General features: G+C 58.0%; 11 protein-coding genes. 4 read left to right on the top strand and 7 right to left on the bottom strand.

The window, feature by feature from the left end:
• Positions 1 to 102 precede the first annotated feature (102 nt).
• Entirely contained in the window at positions 103 to 1,125 is a 1,023-nt protein-coding gene (locus BS300_RS10485; RefSeq protein ID WP_043849687.1) for a GGDEF domain-containing protein, read from the top strand.
• Between the two features lie 117 nt (positions 1,126 to 1,242).
• On the opposite strand, the gene ompA is transcribed toward BS300_RS10485, so the two are convergent.
• Together ompA and BS300_RS10475 are read right to left on the bottom strand one after the other, a co-directional pair.
• Positions 1,243 to 2,286, bottom strand: a complete 1,044-nt coding sequence (gene ompA, locus BS300_RS10480) for a porin OmpA (RefSeq protein ID WP_043849686.1) — start codon at positions 2,284 to 2,286, stop codon at positions 1,243 to 1,245.
• 254 nt (positions 2,287 to 2,540) lie between these two features.
• Positions 2,541 to 3,563 carry an SGNH/GDSL hydrolase family protein gene (locus BS300_RS10475; protein WP_071912603.1) on the bottom strand — a complete coding sequence of 341 codons (1,023 nt, stop codon included), beginning with the start codon at positions 3,561 to 3,563 and terminating at the stop codon, positions 2,541 to 2,543.
• A 337-nt stretch (positions 3,564 to 3,900) separates the two neighbouring features.
• On the opposite strand from BS300_RS10475, the gene BS300_RS10470 reads away from it, so the two are divergent.
• Positions 3,901 to 4,287, top strand: a complete 387-nt coding sequence (locus BS300_RS10470; protein WP_033115065.1) for a NirD/YgiW/YdeI family stress tolerance protein — start codon at positions 3,901 to 3,903, stop codon at positions 4,285 to 4,287.
• Positions 4,288 to 4,374: 87 nt separating this feature from the next.
• Here BS300_RS10470 and mltC read toward each other — a convergent pair whose 3' ends face one another.
• The 3 genes from mltC to mutY form a co-directional block, all read right to left on the bottom strand.
• Complete coding sequence (mltC, locus tag BS300_RS10465) at positions 4,375 to 5,478, bottom strand: membrane-bound lytic murein transglycosylase MltC (protein ID WP_071912927.1); 1,104 nt, start codon at positions 5,476 to 5,478, stop codon at positions 4,375 to 4,377.
• A gap of 115 nt (positions 5,479 to 5,593) precedes the next feature.
• Complete coding sequence (locus BS300_RS10460; protein WP_041209221.1) at positions 5,594 to 5,866, bottom strand: oxidative damage protection protein; 273 nt, start codon at positions 5,864 to 5,866, stop codon at positions 5,594 to 5,596.
• An 8-nt stretch (positions 5,867 to 5,874) separates the two neighbouring features.
• Positions 5,875 to 6,927 (bottom strand): A/G-specific adenine glycosylase, encoded by a 1,053-nt coding sequence (gene mutY / locus BS300_RS10455; protein ID WP_071912601.1) that lies wholly within the window; start codon positions 6,925 to 6,927, stop codon positions 5,875 to 5,877.
• A gap of 248 nt (positions 6,928 to 7,175) precedes the next feature.
• On the opposite strand from mutY, the gene BS300_RS10450 reads away from it, so the two are divergent.
• On the top strand, positions 7,176 to 8,414 hold the full coding sequence (locus BS300_RS10450; RefSeq protein ID WP_071912599.1) for a multifunctional CCA addition/repair protein: 1,239 nt from the start codon (positions 7,176 to 7,178) through the stop codon (positions 8,412 to 8,414).
• 102 nt (positions 8,415 to 8,516) lie between these two features.
• On the opposite strand, the gene BS300_RS10445 is transcribed toward BS300_RS10450, so the two are convergent.
• Positions 8,517 to 10,115: a BCCT family transporter gene (locus tag BS300_RS10445; protein ID WP_042032611.1), complete on the bottom strand. Its 1,599-nt coding sequence runs from the start codon at positions 10,113 to 10,115 to the stop codon at positions 8,517 to 8,519.
• 9 nt (positions 10,116 to 10,124) lie between these two features.
• On the bottom strand, positions 10,125 to 10,652 hold the full coding sequence (locus BS300_RS10440; RefSeq protein ID WP_042032612.1) for a hypothetical protein: 528 nt from the start codon (positions 10,650 to 10,652) through the stop codon (positions 10,125 to 10,127).
• 158 nt (positions 10,653 to 10,810) lie between these two features.
• On the opposite strand from BS300_RS10440, the gene BS300_RS10435 reads away from it, so the two are divergent.
• Complete coding sequence (locus BS300_RS10435; protein WP_041209315.1) at positions 10,811 to 11,290, top strand: MarR family transcriptional regulator; 480 nt, start codon at positions 10,811 to 10,813, stop codon at positions 11,288 to 11,290.
• Positions 11,291 to 11,325 lie beyond the last annotated feature (35 nt).

The raw sequence follows: 11,325 nt of genomic DNA, 5'->3' as shown, positions 1-11,325 counted from the left end.
ATTATATCGGAGGGGGGGGCGAATGGCATCCATCGGCTGCCTTTTGGCCAATCTCTCTGTCATACTATCTTCAGTTCGCTGGCATGATGAGACACAGAACTCATGAGTAAGGACACATTTGCCCAATCTGCCGCCTATCTCAAGCAGGCAGTCCCCCTGATGATCAAGTACCAGATCCCCACGACGCCGGATAACTATCACCTCTGGTACAACTACGTTGCGGCCAGCATGCCCGAGCTCAATCAGGCGATCGATCAGGCGGTCAAGCTACAGGGCACCTGCTCTCTTACCACCTGCGAGCGCCTCTACCACCAATATCTGGCGGCTCAGGACGAGAAGCAAATGGAGGCGATGAAGCTCAACCTCGCCGCCATGGCCAACGAGCTGGGCCACTCCATGCAGGACGCCATCTCGGATACCGGCATGTTTCAGGAGATGCTCGACAAGAGCTTCGACAAGCTGAGCCGTATAGACGACGAAGGCTTCAGTCTGGAAGACACCATGGGGATCCTGCGGGATTTGGTGCGCGAATCGCGGGATGTACGCATGTCCACCATGCACTTTCGCAACCAGCTCAGCAATGCCGAAAAAGAGATCAAGGAGCTGCGGGCGGCGCTCAACGAGACCCGCAAACTGGCCAACGAGGATGCCCTCACCAGCCTGCTCAACCGGCGCGCCTTTGACCTTGAACTGGATAGCCTGATCCGCAGCCAGCAGCCCTTCTCGCTGATCCTTGCCGACATCGACCGCTTCAAGAACTTCAACGACGAATATGGTCACCTGCTTGGCGATCAGGTGCTGCGCGCTTTCAGCAAACGGCTGCGCGATGCCTGCAAGGAGGGAGTGACCGCCTATCGGCTGGGGGGCGAAGAGTTCGCCATGCTGGTGCCCCATCGCAATCTGGCACTGACCAGGCAGATGGCAGAGAGCATGCGCCGCGCCATCGAGCGGATGTCGATTCTGGATCGCAAATCGGGCCGACGCATCGATCACATCACCGCCTCGTTCGGCGTGGGCGAGTTCAACGGTCAGGAGAGTGCCGACTGTCTGGTCGAACGAACCGACAAGCTGCTCTACAAGGCCAAAGAGCTTGGCCGTAACCGGGTCATGCCACTCCCCTCCTGAGAGCCGTCAAATTGCCGGATCGTCCCCAATAGAAAAGCCAGTCAGATCACTGACTGGCTTTTCTTCATCTCTTACCAATGCCGCCGGGGTGGAACCATGACGGCACCAGTCAGATGATTACTGCTGGGCCTCTGTGACCCCTTCCACTTTCACTTCGACACGGCGATCCGGAGCCAGGCAGACGATCAGCTCGCGCTTGGACTTGCTGACGCAGCTGTCGCCGGTAACCGGGGAAGCCTTGCCACGCCCTTCCACATTGACCTTGCTGGCCGGGATCCCTTTACCAACCAGATAGTTGGCAACGGTCTGGGCACGCTGCTCGGAGAGCTTCTGGTTGTAGGAGTCAGAGCCAATGCGGTCGGTGTAACCGATCACGGTGGCGACGCCATCCTTCGGACGCGCAGACTCAATCTGGCTGTAGAGGTTGTCCAGAGCCTCGCTGGCTTTCGGCTTCAGCGTTGCCTTGTTGAAGTCAAACAGCACGTCGGAGCTCAGGGTGAACTGCTTCTCGACAATAACAGGCTCGGGAGCGGGTGCCGGCGCAGGAGCCGGTGCGGCAACCACAGGAGCAACCTGACCGAAGCGATAGACAGCGCCCAGCGAGAGCAGGCCGTTGTCCATACGCAGGCCGGTGTCGTCACGGCTGCCATACGGAGTGGAGTATTGATACTCGAGGCGAGCAGCCCAGTCGCGATTGAAGGCATATTCAGCACCCAGCGCACCTACGACAACAAAGCGGCTGTCGCTTCCCTCACCACTGTTGTCAGCCCAGCCATAGCCACCACCTACACGACCGTAGAGGTCCAGGCTCTCGGTCACCGGGAAGCCCAACTTCAGGGTCAGTTGCGCCAGTTGTGCCTTCACGGAGTCGTTAAATGCAGTGCCGGTTGATTTCTCTACGGCATCAAACTTGTACTTGCCCAGATAGTCGTAACCCAGCTCAACACCCAGATTCTTGTTAACCTGATAGCCGCCAAACACACCGGCCCCCAGGGAATCATTGGTCTCATTGCCAAGAGTAAAAGCGTTGCTTTCATCAATGCCATAGAAGTTGGACCAGCCCAGTTTGGCACCGCCATACCAGGTATTGTCCTGACCGGCCGCCTGTGCGTTGGCAGCGAGCAAACCGGTAACCAGTAAGGTAATCAATGATTTTTTCATGTCTTAGCCTCTGCAACTTTATGTAGGAGGAGGTTGATTGATATCACCTCGTCTTATAGGCGCAACCGCACAAACACGATCGCAGCATATCAACGTTAGCCTATTTTCAAGTACCTGATATCAATTAACAAATAACACTTTAACTCAATGGCACCACAAAAACAGCAACAAATGTCTGTTATTTAACCAAGAAAGGGATGAATGCATCATTCTGCGGGGAAACGGGCCAGCCTGTCGCCGGCCCGGAAGGGTTGTTACTGACGGATGAACTCGTAGTTCTTCTCGATAAAATCGGCCACACGCTGACCCAGAACTTTATGCACGGTACGAGTCGGGTGCACCTGATCCCAGAACATGTTGCCCTCGCAATTGGCTGTCATGGCCGCCCGCATCAACTCGGGGCTGACCACAGCCTGCGCCAGGATCGGGTTGCTCGCAATGGCAAGCTGCTCCGGCAGCGTCAGCGCCGCCGCTTTTGGCATCTTGGCAAAGGGCTTCCAGACATAGCCACCGCCGTAGCAGGCATGTTCGATATCACTGAGCCCAAACTGCTGCGGGTCGCGCACCATCTCGTCAAACTGCTTGTCGACTTCGAACAGCTTCACGATGCCAAGAGGGGCAAGCTCGTTGGTGAGCGCCTGCAAACGCTGGTTATGGTATTTGGCTACATGGCGCACCTTGTCGACCACCTTCATGCTGTGAGCCGACGGGGTCTGCCCCAGATCAGGAATGTTGAACAGAAGTATCTGCTTGGCGCCATTTAAAACCAGATTATTCGCTGCCGCCTGAATGGTGGCTACCACCCGATCTGCATCCTTCTCCTTGTTCCAGCCATAGGCCAGATAATCGTTGGCTCCCACCCAAATCACCACCAGATCATCGGGGCGGAACTTGTCTTTTTTCAGGAACTGTTTGATCTCGTACTCCAGGTTATTGATCACCTGATACTTGGGATCCCAGGACCAGAAGCCAAGCCAGCCATTCAGGGGGCCGAGGTGGTTATAGGCCACCGCAGTGGCACCGCCTTCAGCCTCGTTGGCCAGCTTAAGCCCCGGGAAATGCTCTTGTTGCAACAATTCCAGCCAGACTGGCCCATTACTGAAACGCCCCTTGAAATAGGGAGGACTGGAGGGGAGATACCCTTTCATCTTCTGGTACATTTTTCCGGTATCGGAGAGGCTATCGCCAAACATCACGATACGGGAAAAGGCAGGACGCTCGACCGCCTGAACGGTCAATGCCATCAACCCCAATAAACAAACAAGCCACTTTTTCATATTGTTATTCTCATTGTTCGGCAAGGGTTACCCTTGCTCGCTTTCCTCGAACGGAGATCTCTTTGGGAAGAAGCAGATCTCCACTGACGCCTGATCAAGACGACAGATTAACGAGCTGGCTAAACCTTCACCTACTCTTTCGCACAATAGAATCGATTGCGCTCACAAAACAGGCGATCTCTTATTCCATTTTCAACCCATTTCGGCTGCTGCCACAGCCGAAAAAAGCGCGTACTTTTTGTGCTCTATCCCCTTATCGCAAATAAAACGGATGCTTTCACGCTTGTTTCACGCCCCCCTCCGCACAATGCCCCCATCCCAACGACAGGAGCATGAAATGAACAAAGCAAGCGCAGCCATTATCGGAATGTTGACCCTGATGTCCGTATCCTCTTTCGCCATGGCGGCCTACACGGGCCCGATGGAGCAGAACAAGGTCTCCGTGGCGCAACTCAAGGATCTGGCCGATGACAGCTGGGCCACCCTGGAAGGGAAACTGGTCAAGCACCTCGGCGGTGAAAACTACCTGTTCCGCGACGAGAGCGGCGAAGTAGAGGTCGAGGTAGACGAGAAGGTATGGCGTGGCACAGAGGTAGGGCCGGACGACCTGATCCGCATCCGTGGCGAGGTGGACCACAGCTGGAACAAGACCGAGCTTGATGTGGAAAGTCTGGAGAAAGTGGGCGCGGCGCCCAAGGCTAAAGGCGGCTTCATCGCCAAGTAAGGCGGAATGATCCCTGACTGACCAGACGTAAAAAAGGGCGCTGTTGAAAGCGCCCTTTTTCATTTTCCGTTCTGCCGCTGCGACCCGTTAACCGGAACGGCTGGCAAATGTTCGCTTGAACCCCTTCTCGGCCTGATTGACCTTGTAGAGGTAGCGACGCGCCTCCGCCTTGGGATGCTGCTCGGTCAGCACCTGGTAAACCGCCTCGGGTGAGAGCTGGTTGATCATGCTGGGAGCCGCCTTGCGATCGCTTGAGAAGGTGTTGAGCACCCCGCCAGCCCCACCGTTATAGGCGGAGATCACCGCATAGCGACGGGATTGGGGATCCTGAATATCCGACAGATAGACGGTCTGCAGCAGATGCAGATAGGCAGTCCCGACATCGATGTTGTAGGCCGGATTGAACAGGTCTTCCCGGGTCGGTTGACCGCTCTTGCCCTTGACCCGCACATAGACGTCACGCCCAGCCGTCGCCGGAATGACCTGCATCAGGCCATAAGCGTTGGCATGGCTCACCGCATAGGGGTTGAAGCTGCTCTCGGTCTTGATCACCGCATAGATCAGGCTTTCAGAGACCCCGTATTTGCGGGAGGCTTCACGGATCAGGCTGGCGTACTTGTAACCCCGTCTGTCTTCGTGGTTGGCCACCATGGGGATATCGACGAAGAAGATGGTGCGAATACCAAGGGTGCGCTTCTTCATCGCCGTGTTGAGCAGGTAGTCGGCGTAACGTTCGGCACGCCAGGATGCCCGAATGGGCTGACGCTGATTGTCCACCACCTGGCCATAGAGGAAAGGCTCGCCGCCGGGCATGATCTCCCGGTCGGAGTAAAGATCCACTTCGGCCGGATCGTCTGGTGTCAGCAGGGTCTCGACAATGGCACGACGCAGGTGAGCGCGGGGATCTATGCCAGATACCGTCTCGACCATGATATGGCCGCTGGAGAAATCGATGTGGGCACGGCTCTTGTACTGATCCGTGTATTTGACGTAGTCATACTTGCCCGCAAACAGCGCCTCTCGCCCCCATATTTCGTTCACGTTATGGGAGAGCGCACTGATCATGTGTTCAAAGCCGCGGATGTCCTTGCCGTTGACGAGATCATCATCCTCATTCCCGCTGGGCTTGGGAGAAGATGAACAGGCAGAGAGAAACAGCAGGGTGCACAGCAGCCAGAAAATTCGGCCCATAGGATCCTCAAACAGGGCGGCAGTGCCGCCCATCATTCATATGCCGCGAGTAAACAAGGGGAGGCTGACCACCTTTGGCTCCACTCCCCGCTCGCAGGTACTACAGCTCGATTGCTTACTGGCTGGGAGGGGTATAACCCTCGATCTGCACTTCACCCGCTTCAAACAGGTAGCTGACCATCTCTTTTTCCAGCAACTGACGATGCTCAAGATTCATCATATTGAGCTTTTTTTCATTGATCAGCATCACCTGCTTCTTCTGCCACTCGGCCCAGGCTTCCTTGCTGATGTTGTCAAAAATCCGCTTGCCGAGTTCACCCGGGTAGAGTTGAAAATCCAGGCCCGGACCCTCTTTTTTCAGGCGTTGGCAAAATACAGTACGGCTCATGTTGACCTCTATGGTTGTAGCTCCGGATAGGCGAGCAGACGGGCCGTGGCGGCCGCCAGCCCCACCTCGGCAGGATGGCGTAAGTTATACCAGAGTCGGTTATCTGCTTCCATGAGGCGCAGCGCTGGCGCTGCCTCAATCTCGAGCAGCAGCGGCTGGATATCGAGGTGGAAGTGACTGAATGTATGGCGAAAACCGGCCAGCTCCCGATAACCGTGATGACTCAGGCCAAGGGACGCCAGCAGACCCTCTACCTCCGCCAGCGAGGCGACCTGCGGGAAGCAATAGAGCCCACCCCAGATCCCCTGCGGAGGCCGCTTCTCCAGCAGCAGTTCGTCGCCATGGCGGATCAGCAGCATGATGCCATCCCGGGCCGGAATGCTCTTCTTCGGCTTGCTGTTGGGGTAGGCAGTCGGGTTGCCTTGCGACAGCCCCTGGCAATCGGCCCGCACCGGGCAACGCTCGCAAGCAGGCTTGCTGCGGGTGCAGATCGTTGCCCCGATATCCATCATCGCCTGATTGTATTGCGCCACGCCCAGCTTGGGAGTGAGCCGAATGGCGATCTCCCACAGCTCGTTCTCAACCTGCTTCTGGCCGGGCCAGCCCGGCAGCGCCAGCCAGCGGGTGAGTACCCGCTTCACATTGCCATCAAGGATGGCGTGAGGCTGACCGAGGGAGAGCGACAGCACGGCCCCGGCGGTAGAACGGCCAATGCCCGGCAGCGCCATCACCTCGTCAAAGCGCTCGGGAAAGAGGCCATGGTGATGATCGCGGATCTGCTGGGCCGCCTTGTGCAGGTTGCGGGCCCGGGCATAGTAGCCAAGCCCGGTCCAGTGATGCAGCACTTCGTCGACGGGGGCATCGGCCAGCGCCACCACATCAGGGAAACGCGCCATAAAACGCTGGTAATAGGGGATCACGGTAGCGACCTGGGTCTGCTGCAGCATGATCTCCGAAACCCAGACCCGGTAAGGAGTCTTCTCCTGCTGCCAGGGCAGGCTCTTGCGGCCATGAAGCTCATACCACTCCAGAACTCGGCTTGCGAAGGTTGATTGATTCACGTTGTTCTCATGTCGTTGATATATAGGGAACTCTGCGGTTCCTTCGGCTTATTTTGGCTGCTCGGTAGTAAGGCCATTGCGCAATACAGAGCCAGCCGTCTGGTGCGGCAGGGTACGGCCTCGTCACGTCCAAGTCAAAGCCCTGCTGACACACTCGATTACCCCACATTTTCCCGGTCACGGCCGGGCAGCAATGCAGTAACAAAGACGATATACTCGGCCCCACGATTGTTGACGGGAGAGATGGTTTGCAGACTTATCTGGTTGGGGGCGCAGTACGGGATCGCCTGCTGGGATTGCAGCAGGGCGACAGGGATTATCTGGTGGTCGGCGCCACCGTGGAGCAGATGCTGGCGCTGGGCTTTACCCAGGTCGGTCGCGACTTTCCCGTGTTTCTTCACCCCAAAACCCAGCAGGAGTATGCCCTCGCCCGTACCGAACGCAAGCAGGGTCAGGGCTACACCGGCTTTGTCTGCCACGCAGCCCCCGATGTGACGCTGGAGCAGGATCTGCTGCGCCGGGATCTCACCATCAACGCCATCGCCGAAGATGAACAGGGAGAGCTCCACGATCCCTACGGTGGCATCAAGGATTTGGAAAAACGGCTGCTGCGCCACGTCTCCCCCGCCTTTGCCGAAGACCCTTTGCGCATCCTGCGGGTCGCCCGCTTCGCCGCCCGCTTCCACGCTCAGGGCTTTACCATCGAGCCGGAGACCCTCGCCCTGATGAGCGAGATGACGGCCGCTGGCGAGCTGGCCCACCTCACGCCGGAGCGAGTCTGGAAAGAGCTGGAGAAGGTGCTGCTGGGGCCTACCCCGCAGATCTTCTTCGAGGTGCTGCGCCAGTGCGGTGCCCTCAAGGCGCTCTTCCCCGAGATCGATGCCCTGTTCGGCGTCCCCGCCCCAGCCAAGTGGCACCCGGAGATCGACACCGGCATCCACACCCTGATGGTGCTGGAGCAGGCGTGCCGGATCTCCTCGGAATTGACCGTCCGCTTTGCTGCCCTCTGCCACGACCTTGGCAAGGGAGTGACCCCCAAGGAGTTCTGGCCCAGCCATCATGGTCACGGCCAGAAGGGGCTGCCGCTTATTCGCGCCCTGTGCGAGCGGTTCCGGGTACCCAACGAGTGCCGGGATCTGGCGCTGCTGGTGAGCGATCTGCACACCCACATCCACATCGCCTTTGAACTCAAGCCCGCCACCCTGCTCAAGGTGTTTGACAAGGCAGATGCCTGGCGCCGCCCCGAGCGCTTTGCCCAGCTGCTGGATGCCTGCCGCGCCGACTTCCACGGCCGCACCGGTTTCGAGGAGCGGGTCTACGCCGAGCCGGACTATGTGGCCGAAGCGCTGGCTGCCGCCCAGGCAGTGCCGGTGAAAGAGATAGTGGCGGCCGGTTACAAGGGGGAAGAGATCAAGGAGCAGCTCGCCAAAAAGCGGACCGATGCCATCAGCCGCATCAAGGATGAGTGGACCTTTATCGAGGAGTAACCCTCCCCCCGCACAAGAACAGACGGCCATACTGACAAGGCTCCCGCAGGAGACCTCGCCAGTACGGCCGTTTTGTCATTTAGCTGAGTTCAGACTGGCGGTTTACGCCGGGCCAATGCGCTCGAGCAAGCTCATATGGGATGAGCCATCGTGGCGCTTGAGGTTCTGACGATACTCGAACTGGCGCTGGCTCTCCTGTTTGAGCCCCAGCATCAGCGAATAGCACATGGCCAGCATGATCACCGAGAAGGGCAGCGCGGCTATGATGCTGGCCGCCTGCAGGGCAGCAAGACCGCCGGAGACCAGTAAAATCGCAGCGACCAGCCCCTGGCCCAGCCCCCAGAGCGCGCGGTGGGGCACAGGAGGATCCTGATCACCGATGGAGAGCAGGGTCGTAATCACCAGCGTGCCCGAGTCACTGGAGGTAATGAAGTAGGTGCAGATAAGCAGGGTCAGCACGCCCTTGGCAATCCAGCCAAAGGTCTCCCAGTGCAGCAGTTCGACCGTCTTGTAGAGCGCCAGCGTCACATCCTGATTGACCGCTGCGACCACGCCGCCGCCACCAAACAGCTCCAGATTCATCGCCGTACCGCCAAAAACGGTGAGCCAGAACATGCCGAGCAGCGAAGGCACCAGCAGCACGCCAAGCACGAACTCGCGGATAGTACGCCCCTTGGAGATGCGGGCGATAAACATGCCGACAAACGGCGCCCACGCAATCCACCAGCCCCAGTAAAACGCCGTCCAGCTCGACTGCCAGGCCGAGGTGCCATTGGCTTCGGTGTTGGTCCAGAAGCTCAGTTTGACGATGTTCTGCAGGTAATCGCCGATGTTCTGCACATAGGCGTTGAGGATATAGGTGGTCGGCCCCAGCACCAGAAAGAGCGCGAGCACGAACACGCTCAACCAGATATTGAGTTCGGAGAGGATCTTCACCCCGCGCCCGACCCCGGAGACCGCCGAGAGGGTGGCGATCAGGCTGATACCACCGATAAGCCAGAGTTGGTTCGTCTGCGATACTTCCATGCCAAACATCTGGTTGAGGCCGGTATTCATCTGGGAGACCCCCAGGCCAAGGGAGGTCGCCACCCCGAACACGGTGCCGAACACCGCCAGCACGTCAGCGGCGTGGCCCCAGAAGCCGTAGATGCGATCGCCGAGCAGCGGATAGAGCACGGAACGAATGGCCAGTGGCAGCTTGCGCCGATAGCTGAAGAAGGCGAGCGACAAGCCGACGATCACATAGATTGCCCATGGATGGAGGCCCCAGTGGAAAAAGGTGAGGCGCATGGCGATCTGGGCCGCCTCCGGGGTCATCCCTTCGGTAATAAAAGGGTTGCCCTGCAGGTGGTTCATCGGCTCGGCGATGCTCCAGAACACCAGCCCGATCCCCATGCCCGCGCTAAACAGCATGGAGAACCAGGCGAAGTAGCCGAACTCCGGTACCTGGTCGTCGTCGCCCAGCCGGATGTTGCCGAAACGGCTGAACATCAGGTAGACGGCGAAGAACAGGAACAGGGCGACCACCAGAATGTAGTACCACTTGAACCCGGCAATAATCTGATCCTTGGCCCCGACAAACCAGCTGGCGGCCGTCTCGGGGACAAAGACCCCGAACAGCAGAAACAGGGTGATAACGGTCAACGCCGTCATGGCCATGGTGGGGTTGAGGCCTTTAAATAGCCCTTTGCTTGCTCTCATCCAGCCTCCTTAGTCGTTGTTGAAAAACTCTTCGCCCACGTGATCACCGGCACCACCGATGGCGCGATAGACCAGCTTGCCTGCCGCTTGTTCACGGTGATCCACCAGGGTGACCGAGGGCTGACCGTTCACGGCGTGGCGTTTGCCGAGGAAGATGGCCATGGGCACGCCCAGATTGGAGATACCGCTGGTGATCCAGAGCCGGTTGAAGTCGTAAGAGCCGCCGATGAACTCCAGCTGGGCCAACCCGGTATCGAGGCCGGTCAGATAGAACTGCATAGCGCTTTCGTCAGGAAAGAGGTGCACCAGCACATAGGCGTAGCGCAATTCGTTCACCAACTCCTTTAGGTTGAAAGTACCTGTTTCGCTACAGGAGAGCGGCAGTTCGCCGTCGTAGTGGTGAACCTTGAGGTTGTTCGGGTCTTCATCGTAGGCGGGCTGATAGCGGACAAAGGCTGACGTATCAGGCAGTTCATAGCGAACCCGCACGACTTTCAGGCCGCTGGCCAGGGTCTTGATATCCAGTTCATTGGTCATGTTTACTCCTCTCTTGTCAGGTTAAACAGCGCAAAGAGGGGCTAAACTAACACAAAATTAATTTGAACATAAACCATTTGAGTAATAACTATATTGACCTTTTTATCTACCGGGAGCAGAATTTTCCCCCTTTCAACCCGACTTCCTACTCCGACACCATGGAAAAACATGATGAAGTGCTGGTAGCGCTGCGCCAGATCATTCGTGCCATCGACATGCACTCCAAGCGCTTGATCAAGGAGGCGGGTCTCACCTCGCCACAACTCTTGCTGCTCAAAGGGATTGATGAGCTGGGCCAGATCTCCATGCGCCAGCTGGCCGACCACACCAACATGAGTCAGGCCACTGCCACCACCATCATGGATCGCCTCGAGAGCCGTCAGCTGGTACAGCGCGTTCGCAGCGAGACCGACAAGCGCAAGGTACACGCGACCCTGACCGATGCCGGACGCGCCCTGCTGGCCGAGGCGCCGACACCACTGCAAGAGAGCTTTATCCAGCGTTTTCAATCCCTTGAAACCTGGGAACAGACCCTGCTGCTCTCCTCCCTGCAGCGCATCTCCGCCATGATGAATGCCGACGGGATAGATGCCGCCCCGGTGCTGAGCGTCAGCCCCCTGACCGCCGAGCAGGCATAAAAAAAGCTCCCGAAACGGGAGCTTTTTTAGTGGTT

The organism is Aeromonas sp. SCS5 (genome assembly GCF_001887375.1).
GTDB lineage: Bacteria > Pseudomonadota > Gammaproteobacteria > Enterobacterales > Aeromonadaceae > Aeromonas > Aeromonas jandaei.
Note: the sequence above shows the minus strand (reverse complement) of the source record. Positions and strands in the feature narration are given on the sequence as shown.